Raw genomic sequence first — 16,104 nt, forward strand, 5'->3', positions numbered from 1 at the left:
GATGCGTGATCTGATCCTTCAACTCAGCAAAAGTTCGATTTATTCAACAAAGCCGATCTGATCCTTCAACTCAGCAAAAGTTCGATTTATTCAACAAAGCCTTTTTTTATATACGATCTGACGAATTCAGCAGAAGGAAACTCATCATTCGTGACGAAATAAAAATTAGTTTCCCCATTAATATAGAAATGAGTGTTTACTCACAGAAAGAAAATCAGGAGTAATTATTCTGAAGACAGATAATACAGAAGTCGTACAGCGCATTTAACTCACTTCTCAGGAGGTTAATCACTCTCTATTTGTGGACAACCGACATGTCTTAAGGCTCTGGAATAACGTGTTGATATTTCGATGCGTAGCATGCAGCGGAATATTACCGGATCAATAAAGCAGGAAGAGGCGTTTTAATTCTTTCCGCAGGATGATAGTAGGGTGACTGCCATGTCTGATTATAATGAAAAAAGTGCGATCTCCGCACTTCTCGCAGGTCATTGTTCCGATCCATTTTCCGTGCTTGGCATGCACTCAACCGATGCGGGTCTGGAAGTGCGCGCATTATTACCCGATGCCACCGATGTATGGGTGATTGAACCGAAAACCGGGCGCAAAGTCGGTAAACTCGAATGCCTCGACACACGCGGGTTCTTTAGCGGCGTTCTGCCGCGCCGGAAAAATCCTTTTCGTTACCAGCTGGCCGTCACCTGGCACGGTCAGCAAAACCTGATTGACGACCCCTATCGCTTTGGCCCGCTGCTGCAGGAGCTTGATGCCTGGCTGCTCGCTGAAGGGACTCATCTGCGGCCCTACGAGACGCTGGGAGCCCATGCCGACACCATGGACGGCGTCACCGGGACGCGTTTTTCCGTCTGGGCGCCGAACGCCCGTCGTGTGTCGGTGGTCGGACAGTTCAACTACTGGGACGGCCGCCGCCACCCGATGCGTCTGCGCAAAGAGTCCGGCATCTGGGAGCTGTTTGTCCCCGGCGCGCATAACGGCCAGCTGTATAAGTTCGAGCTGATTGACGCCCACGGCCACCTGCGGGTGAAATCCGACCCGTATGCCTTTGAGGCACAGATGCGCCCGGAAAGCGCGTCGCTTATCTGCGGCATGCCGGAAAAGGTCGAACAGCCACAGTCCCGTCAGCAGGCCAACCAGTTTGATGCACCGATTTCGATTTATGAAGTGCACCTTGGCTCGTGGCGCCGCCACGCCGATAACCATTTCTGGCTCAGCTACCGCGAGCTGGCGGACCAGCTGGTGCCTTACGCGAAGTGGATGGGCTTCACCCATCTGGAGCTGCTGCCGGTAAACGAACATCCGTTCGACGGCAGCTGGGGCTATCAGCCCACCGGGCTGTACGCGCCGACCCGCCGTTTTGGTACCCGTGAAGACTTCCGCTACTTCCTGAATGCTGCCCATGCCGCGGGTCTGAACGTGATCCTCGACTGGGTGCCGGGCCACTTCCCGTCGGATGACTTTGCGCTGGCATCGTTCGACGGCACCGCGTTGTATGAACACAGCGACCCGCGAGAAGGTTATCACCAGGACTGGAATACGCTGATCTACAACTACGGTCGCCGTGAAGTCAGCAACTTTCTGGTCGGGAACGCGCTGTACTGGATTGAACGCTTCGGGATCGACGCCCTGCGCGTGGATGCGGTTGCGTCAATGATCTACCGCGACTACAGCCGCAAAGAGGGGGAGTGGGTGCCCAATGAGTACGGCGGCCGGGAAAACCTCGAAGCGATTGAATTTCTGCGCAATACCAACCGTGTGCTCGGTGAGCAGACGCCGGGAGCGGTCACGATGGCGGAGGAGTCCACCGACTTCGCCGGGGTTACACGACCGTCTTCGACGGGCGGTCTTGGCTTCTGGTTCAAATGGAACCTCGGCTGGATGCATGACACCCTCGACTATATGCAGCTCGATCCCATCTATCGTCGTTATCATCACGACAAGATGACCTTCGGGATGCTCTACAACTACACCGAAAACTTCGTGTTGCCGCTGTCACACGATGAAGTGGTTCACGGCAAAAAATCGATTCTTGACCGGATGCCTGGCGATGCCTGGCAGAAGTTCGCCAACCTGCGCGCCTACTACGGCTGGCTGTTTGCCTTCCCCGGTAAAAAGCTGCTGTTTATGGGCAACGAGTTTGCCCAGGGGCGGGAGTGGAACCACGACGCCAGCCTCGACTGGCATCTGCTGGAAGGGGGCGACAACTGGCATCACGGGGTGCAGCGTCTGGTGCGCGATCTGAACCATACCTATCGCCACCATAAGGCACTGCACGAACTGGATTTTGACCCCTACGGCTTTGAATGGCTTGTTGTGGATGACCATGAACGGTCGGTGTTTATCTTTGTCCGTCGCGATAAAGCCGGGAACGAGATAATCGTGGCGAGCAACTTCACGCCAGTACCGCGTCACGGCTATCGCTTCGGGATTAACCAGCCGGGGCGCTGGCGTGAAGAGCTGAACACCGACTCGATGCACTACCACGGGAGCAACACCGGCAACGGCGGCTGCGTGGCAAGCGAGGCGATCGCCAGCCACGGTCGGGAGCATTCGCTGTCGGTGACTCTGCCGCCGCTGGCGACAATCTGGCTGGTACGGGAATCTGCAGGGCAATAAAACGCGCAGCTGATTTATTGCAGCTGACTTATTACCGGAGGTGATCACTTCTGAATTATTTTGCAGAAGAGTGAGGCTTTTTCTTCATTATTTTCTTTTATGGCTTTTATTTAATAGCAGGACATTATTATGAGTAAACTTGAATATACTGACAACTTAATGCTGTCGCGCCAGTTACCGCTTAAATCCGTGGCCCTGATCCTCGCCGGCGGACGTGGCACACGATTAAAAGACCTGACCACTATTCGCGCAAAACCTGCGGTGCATTTCGGCGGTAAATTCAGAATTATTGATTTTGCTTTATCGAATTGTATTAACTCCGGAATAAGACGTATCGGGGTCATTACACAATATCAGTCCCATTCACTGGTGCAGCATATTCAACGCGGCTGGGCATTCTTTAACGAAGAAATGAATGAGTTCGTGGATTTATTACCGGCGCAGCAGCGGGTGCATGGTGAGAACTGGTATCGGGGGACGGCGGATGCCGTGACCCAGAATCTGGATATTATCCGCCGCTATGATGCGGAATATGTCGTTATTCTGGCCGGGGACCATATCTATAAACAAGATTATTCGCGGATGCTGCTCGATCACGTTGAAAAAGGGGCGCGCTGTACCGTGGCCTGCCTGCCGGTCCCGGTTGAAGAGGCAAGCGCTTTTGGCGTCATGGCCGTGGATGAGAATGACAAAATCATTGAATTTGTTGAAAAACCGGCTAATCCGCCCACCATTCCTGGCGATGAAACCCGCTCGCTTGCCAGTATGGGCATTTATGTGTTTGATGCGGAATATCTCTACCAGCTGCTGGAAGACGACGATCGGGATGAACACTCCACCCATGATTTTGGCAAAGATATTATTCCCAGGATAACGGCGGCAGGTGAAGCGTATGCGCATCCGTTCCCGCGCTCCTGCGTTCAGTCGGATAATAATGCCGAGCCATACTGGCGCGATGTCGGAACCCTGGAGGCGTACTGGAAAGCGAATCTGGATTTAGCCTCAGTAGTGCCAGAGCTGGACGTTTATGACCGTAACTGGCCTATCCGTACCTATGTCGAATCGCTGCCCAGCGCCAAATTTGTTCAGGACCGTTCCGGCAGTCATGGCATGACCATGAATTCTCTGGTCTCCGGCGGCTGTATTATTTCTGGCTCGGTGGTGGTGCAGTCGGTTCTATTTTCCAGAGTTCGGATTAACTCGTTCTGTAATATTGATTCGTCGGTTTTATTACCGGGCGTCTGGGTCGGTCGCTCCTGCAGGATAAGACGCTGCGTGATCGACCGGGGATGCGTTATTCCGGAGGGGACGGTGATTGGCGAAAATGCCGTTGAGGATGCGCGACGCTTTTATCGTTCGGAAGAAGGCATCGTTCTGGTTACCAAAGAAATGCTGAACCGACTTGAACTATGAAGCCGTTGGCGGAAATAAAAGCTGCCGCAGCTGTGATTGCCGTCATTGGCATCGCGTCGCCTTCATGCCTGAATAATTAAGGAGCATCCATGCGAGTTTTACATGTAGGAGCGGAGGGTAATGACTCCAACTTAATGATAGTGTTTTATGTTCAGATAAGGCACTGTTGCAAATAGTCGGTGGTGATAAACTTATCATCCCCTTTTGCTGATGGAGCTGCACATGAACCCATTCAAAGGCCGGCATTTTCAGCGTGACATCATTCTGTGGGCCGTACGCTGGTACTGCAAATACGGCATCAGTTACCGTGAGCTGCAGGAGATGCTGGCTGAACGCGGAGTGAATGTCGATCACTCCACGATTTACCGCTGGGTTCAGCGTTATGCGCCTGAAATGGAAAAACGGCTGCGCTGGTACTGGCGTAACCCTTCCGATCTTTGCCCGTGGCACATGGATGAAACCTACGTGAAGGTCAATGGCCGCTGGGCGTATCTGTACCGGGCCGTCGACAGCCGGGGCCGCACTGTCGATTTTTATCTCTCCTCCCGTCGTAACAGCAAAGCTGCATACCGGTTTCTGGGTAAAATCCTCAACAACGTGAAGAAGTGGCAGATCCCGCGATTCATCAACACGGATAAAGCGCCCGCCTATGGTCGCGCGCTTGCTCTGCTCAAACGCGAAGGCCGGTGCCCGTCTGACGTTGAACACCGACAGATTAAGTACCGGAACAACGTGATTGAATGCGATCATGGCAAACTGAAACGGATAATCGGCGCCACGCTGGGATTTAAATCCATGAAGACGGCTTACGCCACCATCAAAGGTATTGAGGTGATGCGTGCACTACGCAAAGGCCAGGCCTCAGCATTTTATTATGGTGATCCCCTGGGCGAAATGCGCCTGGTAAGCAGAGTTTTTGAAATGTAAGGCCTTTGAATAAGACAAAAGGCTGCCTCATCGCTAACTTTGCAACAGTGCCCACCGTTGAACGTCACATCCGGGGCAAATGGGCCTGCGACAGCTGCGAGACGTTGATCCAGGCACCGGTGCCACCGCAGGTGATCGACAAAGGCATCCCCACCGCTGGCCTGCTGGCCCAGGTGCTGGTGGCCAAGTATGCCGACCATCTGCCGCTGTACCGTCAGGAACGCATGTTCGGCCGTGCCGGCCTGGAAATCCCGCGCTCCACCCTGGCCGAATGGGTGGGTGCCTGTGGTGTGCAGTTGCAGCCGCTGGTGGATGCGTTGAGAAATACTCTGCTGGAACACAGTGTTCTGCATGCCGATGAAACCCCGGTCAGCATGCTGGCCCCGGGCAAGAAGAAAACCCACAAGGCCTACGTCTGGGCCTACTGCACCACACCGTTTGCCGACCTGAAGGCAGCTATTTACGACTTCGCACCCAGCCGTGCAGGCGAACACGCCCGAACCTTCCTGGGTGACTGGCGGGGCAAGCTGGTCTGTGATGATTACGCTGGCTACAAGGCCGGGTTCGGCAACGGCATTACCGAAATCGGCTGTATGGCCCACGCCCGGCGCAAGTTCTATGACCTGCACGAGGCCAACAAGAGCGAATTGGCGGCCAAGGCCTTGGAATACATCGGTGGACTCTACGAGATCGAGCGGGAAACCAAAGATCTGCCACCGGATATGCGGCGGGAAATCCGGCAAACCAAAGCCAAACCCCTTGCCGATGCGCTGCATCAGTGGATGCTGGCCCATCGCCAGAAAGTGCCGGATGGCTCCGGCACGGCCAAAGCCCTGGATTACAGCCTCAAACGTTGGGAAGCGCTGACGCGCTACCTGGACGATGGCGCTGTGCCCATCGACAACAACTGGGTGGAAAACCAGATCCGACCCTGGGCGCTGGGGCGCAGCAATTGGCTGTTTGCGGGTTCACTGCGCAGTGGTCAACGTGCGGCTGCGGTCATGACCCTAATACAGTCAGCGAAGCTGAATCGGCATGATCCCTATGCCTACCTGAAGGATGTGCTGACTCGCCTGCCGACACAGAAGAACAACGCCATCGACGAGCTATTGCCCCACAACTGGAAACCGGCCATACCTAACAAGGTGTAGGCCGGACGTGTATGGAGAGCCTTCTTCGAAAGCTGGACAAGGTGCCAACTCTAGACGGCAGGATATGCCCTGGGAGATCGATGAGAGAAAGAGGAGGCCATAAGTAGAAAATTTCCCAAGCGACTGGTGGCTCGCTAGGCATACGTGTCGTGTTACTCCTAAGTTATTAGACACACTAGATTTTCCGGGCTTTGCTGGGCTGCGGGTGTCGCAGGTGTATGCCGCACGGAGATCGCAGTTAAACCTGATACTAGGCCGGCTCATGCACTAGCCGGATGTCGATTTCTCTGTCGACATACTTCCACTCCACCGAGGCCCGGAGTTCGGCCAAAAGCCTGTTAAAGCCCGGCTCATCAGACGGGGAATATTCGAACCACGTCAAGAAGTCGAAGGGTTCGCTCTCGCCCAGGTCCCGACAATGGTGGAGACGACGGGCCACAGCAGGGAGATATTGGAGCCCAATGTGAATGTGACGGGACTGCTCCTCAAAAATCTTCCGGCGTTCGTCTTGAGCCAGTCCCCACCATGAGGGGTTTTTCCGGATAGGGATCAGGGCGGCACAGGTGGCCTCTGCTCGACCCAAACTTGGCTGCTTCGCCACGAGACGATCCTTCTCTTCACGCACGACATAACGCTCGTTACTCGTTATCCCGCGAAGAAGCCATTTGGTGCCCAAAGGCTGCGGCGAAACAGAGCCAGCGGCTACGTCGAGCCGGGGGATTCCAGGGAGAGGGGCTCCCGCCACGGCATCCATCCGAACAACGCGCCAAACACCCGTTTCTCCACCAGCGAACGTAAATAATCGTGTATTCATCAGTTTCCTCTCAGGCCTTTCGCCTATTTCTCAGCCAACGCAAAACCGGCATTGCCCGGCGCAACCACTGAAACAAATATAAAAGGTTCGGGGCCAGAGTTCATTGCACCATGTACCTGCCCAGGTTTTGCGATCGCAATATCTCCAGCTTTAAGATGAGTGACTATGCCGTTACCTTGATGATATTCGGCTTCACCTGAGATAACCGTCCAAGTATCTTGGCCGTGAGGATGTACATGGGAAGCTATTTCCTGCCCAGGGTGGGCGTGCCAAACAACGACGACAGAGTCATTGGTTTCCAGAACAACCGAACGAATCGGTTCGCCGTTAGACGGACGAACATATTCATCCACCGAAAAAATCCGCGATTCAGTTTCTGCTCTCATGTTCACACCCATTTAAAACTGATTGGACACGTACTCTAAACGCAACTGCGCCTGGACAGCACATGAAGATATGTACCTAAGCGCCCTTCGGGAAAACTATGCTCTGGCGCACAGAGACCGTCAATACTCCGTCGTGGGTAGGCATGACATAACGGGAGGAGACGGGCGACGCTTTGGTCATATGTACATGAGAAGGTGGCTCGCCCGCTCGGCAGGGTTGTTGTCGATGGGCAGGTGTCCCCCTTTCGATGTAGCGGATCAGCTTTAACCAGTTGCTCGCAAGGCAATTGATTGCTTGCCCAAGGCACTTTGACGACGTGACCTGGGGAGGGGTTTTGTCCAGCCTAGCTTTCAGTTGCTCCAGGAAAGCCTGGCTTTGCGACTGGCGCGTCTGGTATCGCTGGGCATCGCCCGCCTCTTCCATGTCGCGCTCGATGCCGTAGAGCTTGTTGATAAGAGTCAGTGCCATCTCCGCTCGGCCGATCTTGCCCTTGGATTGAGTTTTCTGATGAACTTGCGCCGCGCATGCCCAGCAACCTATACGCTCGACGCCTTTCTGCCTCCAGGAGGCGCTGCGGCACCTCCTGGGTACGGCTAGCGGTGTAATTGAACAGGATGACCGGAAGATTTGGTGGGCCACCGCGATCTCCTCAGTAGCTATAGCCAAACAGGTTGGGTATGAGAAGTTCAAGGGGGGGCGAGCAAAGCCCCCGTTCCAATTGATTCTCTATTCCACACAAATGGCGATATAAGCCGGCGGGTGATGACGACCCTGGAAGCTCTGGCATCGAGAGTGGATGTCTACTCCATCGACGAGGCGTTTCTGGATCTGACCGGAATCGACCGGGTGGTAAGCTTCGAGCCTTTTGGTCGGCAGGCGATTTGGCTCAAGGTGGAATCACCGGACGGTTACGATACAACGGTCAACGCTTGCGCCTGCTGTCGATTGACACCCCGGAAACCTACAAGCCCAGGTGCGACGCCGAGCTGACGAAGGGCCGCGAGGCAACCGCACGCCTCCGCGAACTGGTTGCCAACGCTCAGCGCATCGAGGTTGTCGATTCCGGCCAAGCCGACAAGTACGACCGCCGCCTTGTTCACCTGCTGATCGACGGGCGGGACGTGGGGCAAACCCTCATGGCCGAGGGGTTAGCCGTTGAGTGGAGGCCCGGCCCGAATGCGTGGAGGGAACGCCGTCGCCACTGGTGCGGATACTGATCGCTTTTCAGCTTGAGCCAGGAGCGCCCCGCCGCAGTGATCGGCACTTGTGTCGATCCGAGGAGGCGCAAGAGCCACAAGCCCCTGATAGGACCACGTAACGCGGCCATGCCACTAGAGCACGGCCGCTTTTTTCTTTTAAAAACAAAAATATAAAAAAATCCTGTTGCTTGAGCCGGTGGTATTGTGGGCAACTGCCGACCTGTTGGCAGGGTGGGGGCAACCGCTCGCGGTTGTCCCTGGCCTGTCAATGGGGAACCGCGAAGCGGTTAGGCAGGTATCCGGCTTGCCGGATTGTCCATAATTCCACGGGCTGTTTTCCCCAGGGCTACACGTTTTATATATGTTTTTTTTGTTTTAAAGAGTTTTAGGGAATCAGAAGGCAAAATTTACCTTCATTATCAGTTGCTTATAGAACCCCTCGGTGGGTAATAGACGGTTTCCGGTGGGTAATAGACGGGGTTGGGTGGGTAAACGACGGAACCGGGTGGGTAATAGACGGACTATCCACAGGCTGGATCGCCGGATCGATCCCCTCCCGTCTATTACACACCCGCCTTGCGCAAACCCTGACCAGTAGTCGCCTCGCGCTCCGTCTATTACACACCGCCGCGCTTAGTATTCGCCTGGGTCCAGTGGGGGGAGAACCCCGGAGCTGCTGACGACTTCCCCGCGTTGCGGACGCTCGACCGTCTCGCCGGGTTTCAGCGGATAGCGCCGCAGCACTCGCCCGTATTCTTCGCTCGCCCGCTTTGCTTCCACGCGCACGCGGCCAGACTCCGAGTTGACGCAGTTCAGGTAATTTTCTGTGGCACTGTTGCAAATAGTCGGTGGTGATAAACTTATCATCCCCTTTTGCTGATGGAGCTGCACATGAACCCATTCAAAGGCCGGCATTTTCAGCGTGACATCATTCTGTGGGCCGTACGCTGGTACTGCAAATACGGCATCAGTTACCGTGAGCTGCAGGAGATGCTGGCTGAACGCGGAGTGAATGTCGATCACTCCACGATTTACCGCTGGGTTCAGCGTTATGCGCCTGAAATGGAAAAACGGCTGCGCTGGTACTGGCGTAACCCTTCCGATCTTTGCCCGTGGCACATGGATGAAACCTACGTGAAGGTCAATGGCCGCTGGGCGTATCTGTACCGGGCCGTCGACAGCCGGGGCCGCACTGTCGATTTTTATCTCTCCTCCCGTCGTAACAGCAAAGCTGCATACCGGTTTCTGGGTAAAATCCTCAACAACGTGAAGAAGTGGCAGATCCCGCGATTCATCAACACGGATAAAGCGCCCGCCTATGGTCGCGCGCTTGCTCTGCTCAAACGCGAAGGCCGGTGCCCGTCTGACGTTGAACACCGACAGATTAAGTACCGGAACAACGTGATTGAATGCGATCATGGCAAACTGAAACGGATAATCGGCGCCACGCTGGGATTTAAATCCATGAAGACGGCTTACGCCACCATCAAAGGTATTGAGGTGATGCGTGCACTACGCAAAGGCCAGGCCTCAGCATTTTATTATGGTGATCCCCTGGGCGAAATGCGCCTGGTAAGCAGAGTTTTTGAAATGTAAGGCCTTTGAATAAGACAAAAGGCTGCCTCATCGCTAACTTTGCAACAGTGCCAAATAGCGCGCCAGCTGCACGTCATTGGGTTCTGCAACATAGCGACCATAATTCAGTTCCTGCTCAGTGGTCAGAAAATCGACGGGCATACCGGCCTCCCTGCCTGATGGTCATGAATTAACAATTTCGCAACCGTCCGAAATATTATAAATTCTCGGACACACTAAAATGGTGTTGTCTAGGTGTCTATTAAATCGATTTTTTGTTATAACAGACACCCACTGTCCGATATTTGATTTAGGATACATTTTTATGCGACTTTTTGGTTACGCACGGGTATCAACAAGCCAGCAGTCCCTCGATATTCAGATCAAGGGGCTTAAAGAGGCGGGGGTGAAAGCCAGTCGCATATTTACCGACAAAGCATCCGGCAGTTCTACCGACAGGAAAGGACTGGATCTGCTGCGAATGAAGGTGGAGGAAGGTGACGTCATCCTGGTGAAGAAACTCGACCGGCTTGGCCGCGACACTGCCGATATGATCCAACTGATAAAAGAATTCGACGCTCAGGGAGTCGCGGTCCGATTCATAGACGACGGGATCAGCACCGACGGTGAAATGGGGAAAATGGTTGTGACCATTCTTTCAGCTGTAGCCCAGGCCGAACGCAGGAGGATTCTGGAGCGTACGAACGAAGGACGGCAGGAGGCCAGGCTGAAAGGTATCCGGTTTGGCCGAAAGCGCATCATCGACAGAAATAGTGTACTGGCACTTCATCAGCAGGGAACTGGTGCAACAGATATTGCCCGCCGGCTCAGTATTGCCCGTTCCACTGTTTATAAAATTCTGGAAGATGAGAGCCGGGTTAATCTGAGCAAAATTTGAGGACGAACATGAGTGATGTAAAGGCATTCAACAATTGCATGAGTGTGTTCTGGCGACAGCATGAAGCCGAATTCTCTCGCTTTCTGACATCGAAGACAGGTGATAGCGAAAAAGCAGCAGACCCGGAGAAGACGAAGGTGATTATCGTGACGCTTGCCGAAACGACACCTGTACTGGAAGCCGCTAACCTGCAGCAGGATCTACGCCGAGCTGGCATCGAGCCGTGGGCATGGGTCGTTAATAACAGCCTGGCAGCTGCTCAACCGTCTTCGCCTTTCCTGAAGATCAGGGCGAACCGCGAGCTGCCTCTCATCTCTGATGTGGAAGAGCAGTATGCAAAGCGTATTGCATTAACAGCGCTACAGAGCGAAGAGCCGGTTGGTATTGACCTGCTGGAAGAAATGGCGAAGTAATAATGAAGGGGGCAAATGCCCCCTTCGTCTTTATTTCAGTCTTTTACCTGAATCATCAACGACTTTTTCACCGTCTTCCTTGGTGAAAGCCGCTTTCTGGGCATCTGGAAGGATATCGAGAACAACCTCTGAAGGACGGCAAAGTTTAGTTCCCAGTGGCGTCACTACGATCGGACGGTTGATCAGAATCGGATGCTGTAGCATAAAGTCGATGAGCTGGTCGTCAGTAAATTTATCTTCTGCAAGACCCAGTTCCTCATACGGCTCGACGTTCTTACGCAGCAAAGCCCGGACGGAAATGCCCATATCCGCAATGAGTTTGAGCAGCTCATCGCGTGAAGGTGGAGTCTCAAGGTAAAGAATAACGGTCGGCTCGATACCGCTGTTGCGGATCATCTCCAGCGTATTACGCGACGTGCCGCAGGCTGGGTTGTGATAAATGGTGATGTTGCTCATATCAGTATCTCATTACAAAGTGAAAGAGAGACGTAGCGCCAGCGCGGCCAGCGTTACAAACAGCACAGGCAGAGTCATGACGATCCCGGTGCGGAAATAGTATCCCCATGTGATGGTCATGTTCTTCTGTGAAAGGACATGCAGCCAGAGCAACGTTGCCAGGCTACCAATAGGTGTAATTTTCGGTCCAAGATCGCAGCCAATCACGTTGGCAAAAATCATCGCCTCTTTGATAACGCCTGTTGCAGTGCTGCCATCAATAGAGAGAGCACCAACCAGCACGGTAGGCATATTGTTCATGATGGAAGAGAGGAAAGCCGTCAGGAAGCCAGTACCAAACGTCGCGGCCCAAAGTCCTTTATCTGCCAGCACGTTCAACACACCGGAGAGGTATTCTGTTAGTCCGGCATTACGCAGACCATAGACCACCAGATACATTCCCAGAGAGAATATGACGATCTGCCATGGCGCACCGCGAAGCACTTTGCCAGTGTTAATGGCATGGCCTCGCTTCGCCACCGCAAACAGAATGACAGCCCCTACAGCAGCAATCGCACTGACCGGGATACCCAACGGCTCAAGGACGAAAAAGCCAACCAGAAGAAGGATCAACACTATCCAGCCGGTTCTGAAGGTTGCCAGATCTTTAATCGCTTTTGCCGGTGCTTTCAGGAGAGCCAGGTCGTAAGTTGGCGGAATATCTTTGCGGAAGAACAGATGCAGCATCACCAGCGTGGCGATAATGGCTGCGATATCCACCGGCACCATTACCGACGCATACTCAGTGAAACCCAGCCCAAAGAAGTCTGCAGAAACGATGTTAACCAGGTTGGACACGATAAGCGGCAGACTGGCCGTATCGGCAATAAACCCGGCGGCCATGACAAATGCCAGCGTAGTGCCTTTGCTGAAACCTAATGCAAGCAGCATGGCGATAACAATTGGCGTCAGAATCAATGCCGCACCATCGTTGGCAAACAGTGCCGCCACCGCTGCGCCGAGCAAAACGATATAGGTAAACAGCAAACGCCCGCGACCGTTACCCCAACGTGAAACGTGCAGCGCCGCCCATTCGAAAAAGCCCGATTCATCGAGCAGAAGGCTGATAATAATCACGGCAATAAAGGTCGCCGTCGCATTCCAGACAATATTCCACACTACAGGGATATCACCAAAATGGACTACGCCAGAGATCAGCGCCAGTACCGCGCCCAGCGTCGCACTCCAGCCGATCCCTAATCCCTTCGGTTGCCAGATAACCAAAACGATGGTCAGGACAAAAATAGCGCCTGCCAGTAACATAAATCCTCCAGACAGGACGGCTTTGCCGCCCTGTATATACAAAAAAAATTAAACAACCAGCTCTCTGAGTTTCTCGATGCCAGTGGGCTCTGCAGCCATTACCGGTACTAACGCTATGCGGCTTGCATGCTGGTTTTTCACAACCTCGATTTGAGGACGCTCTTGTAGGGCGCGCTGGCAAAGCAGCGGCGATTGCGTCTGTGCAATCGAAAGGCTGTTATTGATAATCCAGCCCCAGGGATGAATCCCCGCACGTTCAAGATCGGACTGCAGGTTTGCCGCTTCCAGTACAGGTGTGGTTTCAGGCAGAGTGACCAGCAAAACTTTGGTACGTTCCTGGTCCTGAAGCTGCATCATCGGAGTGGTAAAATGACCTTTATCCCCCATCTTCCTGGCAATCTCACGGTGATAAGCCCCGGTAGCATCAAGCAGTAATAGCGTATGCCCGGTAGGTGCCGTATCCATGACCACAAACCGTTTGCCAGCTTCACGAATTACGCGTGAAAACGCCTGGAACACCGCAATCTCTTCTGTGCAAGGAGAACGTAAATCCTCTTCGAGCAGCCGTTTCCCAGCCTCATCCAGATCCCTGCCTTTCGTCTCAAGAACATGCTGACGATAGCGTTCAGTTTCATCGTGAGGGTTGATTCGGCTGACCTGCAGATTTTTGAGGCTGCCATTGAGCGTTGTACTGAGATGTGCAGCAGGATCTGAGGTGGTGAGATGCACATCAAAACCCTTATCCGCCAGACTGACGGCGATAGCCGCAGCCATTGTGGTTTTGCCCACACCACCTTTGCCCATCAGCATAATCAAACCGTGTTCACTGCGGGCGATATCATCAACCAGGACAGACAACGACATATTCTCTGGCTTGTTCTGTGGGCTTTGTTCAGGAAGCGATGTTATCTCAGCGTGTTCGTTGAGCAGGCCTTTCAATGCGGATACACCAACCATGTTCAGCGGCTGCAGGTATAAGTTGTCTGTCGGCAAATCAGATAACCCGGCAGGAAGATTTGCCAGCGCCTCTTGCTCCCGTTGCCATATTGCAGCGGCCAGTGCATCACGTTCTGCTTCGCTCGCAGGCAGGACACCGTTAATGACTAAATACTGATTTTTAAGGCCAATAGCTGATAATTCGTCATGAGTACGAGCGACTTCCTGCAGTGTTGATTTTTGCAATCGCGCGACCAGCACAAGGCGAGTTCGTTCAGGATCGGATAATGCCTCAACCGCATGAGCATATTGCTCGCGTTGTTTTTCCAGCCCAGCCATTGGACCAAGACAGGAAGCACCATCCGGGTTACTTTCGATGAAGCTGCTCCAGGCTCCGGGAAGCTGAAGAAGGCGAATAGTGTGGCCAGTTGGGGCAGTATCAAAAATGATGTGATCAAAGCGGGTCAGCAGAGAAGCGTCAGTCAGTAAGCCAGTAAACTCGTCGAATGCAGCGATCTCTGTCGTACAAGCTCCTGAAAGCTGTTCACTGATGCTGTTAACAACGTCATCAGGCAAAAGACCTTTAATAGGGTCAACGATTCTGGCGCGGTATTGCTGGGCGGCGTCCTGCGGGTCAATCTCCAGAGCCGAAAGACCAGACACAGCAGTCACGGGCTGGATAGTGTTACCGATAGTCTGATCGAATACCTGACCGACATTGGAAGCCGGGTCGGTACTGACAAGCAGAACACGCTTTCCCAGTTCAGCCAGACGTATAGCCGTTGCGCAGGAAATCGAAGTTTTGCCTACACCTCCCTTACCGGTGAAAAACAGGTAAGACGGGATATTCTCTAAGAATTTCATATGTCCTCCTGACATACTCAACAACAGGAAGTTTTACCACCACAGCAACTGGTGGAAGCTAAACCCACCTTTTCCAGCGGTATACCAAACCAGCGAGCCAGTTCAGCGCGTTTTGGGTATCGCCCGGCCATCACCGTTTCACCATCAAGCAACAGCAGCGGAAGCCCTTCAGCTCCAGAAGCCTCAAGGAATGCTTTCGCTTTTTCGTTCTCAACGAAGCTCATAGGCTGCTGCGCCAGGTTATAACGTTCGATCTGAACCCCACGCCCTTTCAGCCATTGCACATCAGCAGAAAAATTGACCAAAACCTGATCGACATCTGAACCACAAACGCCGGTACTGCAGCACATCGCCGGATCAAACACCGTTAACATTTTCATCTTTAACACCTCATATTCGCAAAAACATATATGTACAGGCAAAATTTTTAGATACAAACAGCCTTACCGCTGCCAGAGCAGTTGGCCGATGCCAGCTTACGGGCGATGGCCTGTACGTCGTCCTGTTGACTTAACCAGGCCTGCTCAATCACCAGGGCAGCCCAGGAAGGAATATGCGGGGATAAGCGATAATGAACCCATTTCCCCTGCTTGCGATCCAGCAACAGGCCACTTTCCCGAAGCATCGCCAGATGGCGGGAGGTCTTGGGTTGTGATTGTTCCAGCGCTGTGCAGAGATCGCATACGCACAGCTCCCCCATCTCCCTGAGCAGTAGCACGATACCCAGGCGGGTTTCATCAGATAGTATTTTGAAAAGTTGTAGGGATGCAATTTCTGGCATTATGTACTCCTGCTATGAATGGGTATTGTCTCTCCACCAAAACAAGAAGTCAAAATCATATGTGTTTTCTCGCATGTGAGTGCAGGTGTCACTATGCGGTTGAAAAACGACCTGATGTGCGATCGTTACGTTAGTTGGGTAGGTAAAAAAGTCATTTGAGGCTAAAACATTGCTTAGTGCGGGCTTTCAGTTCATAGAGAAGAATGAATAATATCAATTATAACAATTGGTTATTTCCTTAGCGTACGTTTTCGTTCCATTGGCCCTCAGACCCCGATGCTGCTTCAAGGTTTTTACCCTGCCGGGACGCTCGGCGATCAGCCAGTCCACATCCACCTCGGCCAGCTCCTCGCG

The 16,104-nt window shown here is 53.3% G+C and carries 14 protein-coding genes and 4 pseudogenes; 9 read left to right on the forward strand and 9 right to left on the reverse strand.

The window, feature by feature from the left end; genetic code table 11:
• Nucleotides 1–441: 441 nt before the first annotated feature.
• The 4 genes and pseudogenes from glgB to ABLV54_RS11770 all read left to right on the forward strand — a co-directional run.
• Nucleotides 442–2,634: a 1,4-alpha-glucan branching enzyme gene (gene glgB / locus ABLV54_RS11755; protein WP_004099052.1), complete on the forward strand. Its 2,193-nt coding sequence runs from the start codon at nucleotides 442–444 to the stop codon at nucleotides 2,632–2,634.
• A 129-nt stretch (nucleotides 2,635–2,763) separates the two neighbouring features.
• The gene (gene glgC, locus ABLV54_RS11760) at nucleotides 2,764–4,047 is read left to right on the forward strand and encodes a glucose-1-phosphate adenylyltransferase (RefSeq protein ID WP_015632388.1); all 1,284 of its coding nucleotides are present in this window, start codon (nucleotides 2,764–2,766) and stop codon (nucleotides 4,045–4,047) included.
• A gap of 222 nt (nucleotides 4,048–4,269) precedes the next feature.
• The gene (locus ABLV54_RS11765; RefSeq protein WP_001067855.1) at nucleotides 4,270–4,974 is read left to right on the forward strand and encodes an IS6-like element IS26 family transposase; all 705 of its coding nucleotides are present in this window, start codon (nucleotides 4,270–4,272) and stop codon (nucleotides 4,972–4,974) included.
• Nucleotides 4,975–5,027: 53 nt separating this feature from the next.
• Nucleotides 5,028–6,125, forward strand: a pseudogene (locus tag ABLV54_RS11770) (IS66 family transposase); the annotation flags it as partial.
• Between the two features lie 250 nt (nucleotides 6,126–6,375).
• Here the strand turns inward: ABLV54_RS11770 and ABLV54_RS11775 are convergent.
• The 3 genes and pseudogenes from ABLV54_RS11775 to ABLV54_RS11785 all read right to left on the reverse strand — a co-directional run.
• On the reverse strand, nucleotides 6,376–6,939 hold the full coding sequence (locus ABLV54_RS11775; protein ID WP_001097412.1) for a chlorite dismutase family protein: 564 nt from the start codon (nucleotides 6,937–6,939) through the stop codon (nucleotides 6,376–6,378).
• Between the two features lie 23 nt (nucleotides 6,940–6,962).
• Nucleotides 6,963–7,337, reverse strand: coding sequence for a cupin domain-containing protein (locus ABLV54_RS11780; protein WP_001348195.1), 375 nt, complete (start codon nucleotides 7,335–7,337; stop codon nucleotides 6,963–6,965).
• Nucleotides 7,338–7,526: 189 nt separating this feature from the next.
• A pseudogene (locus tag ABLV54_RS11785) lies at nucleotides 7,527–7,963 on the reverse strand (transposase); the annotation flags it as partial.
• Between the two features lie 110 nt (nucleotides 7,964–8,073).
• Between ABLV54_RS11785 and ABLV54_RS11790 the strand changes: the two are divergent.
• The 5 genes and pseudogenes from ABLV54_RS11790 to ABLV54_RS11810 all read left to right on the forward strand — a co-directional run.
• Nucleotides 8,074–8,202 (forward strand): annotated as a pseudogene (locus ABLV54_RS11790) (DNA polymerase V subunit UmuC); the annotation flags it as partial.
• A 53-nt stretch (nucleotides 8,203–8,255) separates the two neighbouring features.
• Nucleotides 8,256–8,543 (forward strand): thermonuclease family protein, encoded by a 288-nt coding sequence (locus ABLV54_RS11795; RefSeq protein WP_009486461.1) that lies wholly within the window; start codon nucleotides 8,256–8,258, stop codon nucleotides 8,541–8,543.
• An 873-nt stretch (nucleotides 8,544–9,416) separates the two neighbouring features.
• On the forward strand, nucleotides 9,417–10,121 hold the full coding sequence (locus ABLV54_RS11800) for an IS6-like element IS26 family transposase (RefSeq protein WP_001067855.1): 705 nt from the start codon (nucleotides 9,417–9,419) through the stop codon (nucleotides 10,119–10,121).
• Between the two features lie 304 nt (nucleotides 10,122–10,425).
• On the forward strand, nucleotides 10,426–10,998 hold the full coding sequence (locus ABLV54_RS11805; RefSeq protein WP_001556711.1) for a recombinase family protein: 573 nt from the start codon (nucleotides 10,426–10,428) through the stop codon (nucleotides 10,996–10,998).
• 8 nt (nucleotides 10,999–11,006) lie between these two features.
• Nucleotides 11,007–11,411: an ArsA-related P-loop ATPase gene (locus ABLV54_RS11810; protein ID WP_004118313.1), complete on the forward strand. Its 405-nt coding sequence runs from the start codon at nucleotides 11,007–11,009 to the stop codon at nucleotides 11,409–11,411.
• 30 nt (nucleotides 11,412–11,441) lie between these two features.
• Here ABLV54_RS11810 and arsC read toward each other — a convergent pair whose 3' ends face one another.
• The 6 genes and pseudogenes from arsC to ABLV54_RS11840 all read right to left on the reverse strand — a co-directional run.
• Entirely contained in the window at nucleotides 11,442–11,867 is a 426-nt protein-coding gene (arsC, locus tag ABLV54_RS11815) for a glutaredoxin-dependent arsenate reductase (RefSeq protein ID WP_000065758.1), read from the reverse strand.
• A 12-nt stretch (nucleotides 11,868–11,879) separates the two neighbouring features.
• Complete coding sequence (gene arsB / locus ABLV54_RS11820) at nucleotides 11,880–13,169, reverse strand: arsenite efflux transporter membrane subunit ArsB (RefSeq protein WP_000922630.1); 1,290 nt, start codon at nucleotides 13,167–13,169, stop codon at nucleotides 11,880–11,882.
• Between the two features lie 48 nt (nucleotides 13,170–13,217).
• Complete coding sequence (gene arsA / locus ABLV54_RS11825) at nucleotides 13,218–14,969, reverse strand: arsenite efflux transporter ATPase subunit ArsA (RefSeq protein ID WP_001556710.1); 1,752 nt, start codon at nucleotides 14,967–14,969, stop codon at nucleotides 13,218–13,220.
• A gap of 17 nt (nucleotides 14,970–14,986) precedes the next feature.
• Nucleotides 14,987–15,349: an arsenite efflux transporter metallochaperone ArsD gene (arsD, locus tag ABLV54_RS11830; protein WP_000783215.1), complete on the reverse strand. Its 363-nt coding sequence runs from the start codon at nucleotides 15,347–15,349 to the stop codon at nucleotides 14,987–14,989.
• A 47-nt stretch (nucleotides 15,350–15,396) separates the two neighbouring features.
• Complete coding sequence (arsR, locus tag ABLV54_RS11835; protein WP_001114073.1) at nucleotides 15,397–15,750, reverse strand: As(III)-sensing metalloregulatory transcriptional repressor ArsR; 354 nt, start codon at nucleotides 15,748–15,750, stop codon at nucleotides 15,397–15,399.
• A 276-nt stretch (nucleotides 15,751–16,026) separates the two neighbouring features.
• Nucleotides 16,027–16,104 (reverse strand): annotated as a pseudogene (locus ABLV54_RS11840) (hypothetical protein); the annotation flags it as partial.

Origin of the sequence: Klebsiella sp. JB_Kp042 (genome assembly GCF_040065275.1) — a bacterium.
Classification (GTDB): domain Bacteria; phylum Pseudomonadota; class Gammaproteobacteria; order Enterobacterales; family Enterobacteriaceae; genus Klebsiella; species Klebsiella quasipneumoniae.

Coding starts and splice junctions, on each gene's coding strand:
- glgB (WP_004099052.1), top strand. CDS start 442: ATGTCTGATTATAATGAAAAAAGTGCGATCTCCGCACTTCTCGCAGGT.
- glgC (WP_015632388.1), top strand. CDS start 2,764: ATGAGTAAACTTGAATATACTGACAACTTAATGCTGTCGCGCCAGTTA.
- ABLV54_RS11765 (WP_001067855.1), top strand. CDS start 4,270: ATGAACCCATTCAAAGGCCGGCATTTTCAGCGTGACATCATTCTGTGG.
- ABLV54_RS11775 (WP_001097412.1), bottom strand. CDS start 6,939: ATGAATACACGATTATTTACGTTCGCTGGTGGAGAAACGGGTGTTTGG.
- ABLV54_RS11780 (WP_001348195.1), bottom strand. CDS start 7,337: ATGGGTGTGAACATGAGAGCAGAAACTGAATCGCGGATTTTTTCGGTG.
- ABLV54_RS11800 (WP_001067855.1), top strand. CDS start 9,417: ATGAACCCATTCAAAGGCCGGCATTTTCAGCGTGACATCATTCTGTGG.
- ABLV54_RS11805 (WP_001556711.1), top strand. CDS start 10,426: ATGCGACTTTTTGGTTACGCACGGGTATCAACAAGCCAGCAGTCCCTC.
- ABLV54_RS11810 (WP_004118313.1), top strand. CDS start 11,007: ATGAGTGATGTAAAGGCATTCAACAATTGCATGAGTGTGTTCTGGCGA.
- arsC (WP_000065758.1), bottom strand. CDS start 11,867: ATGAGCAACATCACCATTTATCACAACCCAGCCTGCGGCACGTCGCGT.
- arsB (WP_000922630.1), bottom strand. CDS start 13,169: ATGTTACTGGCAGGCGCTATTTTTGTCCTGACCATCGTTTTGGTTATC.
- arsA (WP_001556710.1), bottom strand. CDS start 14,969: ATGAAATTCTTAGAGAATATCCCGTCTTACCTGTTTTTCACCGGTAAG.
- arsD (WP_000783215.1), bottom strand. CDS start 15,349: ATGAAAATGTTAACGGTGTTTGATCCGGCGATGTGCTGCAGTACCGGC.
- arsR (WP_001114073.1), bottom strand. CDS start 15,750: ATGCCAGAAATTGCATCCCTACAACTTTTCAAAATACTATCTGATGAA.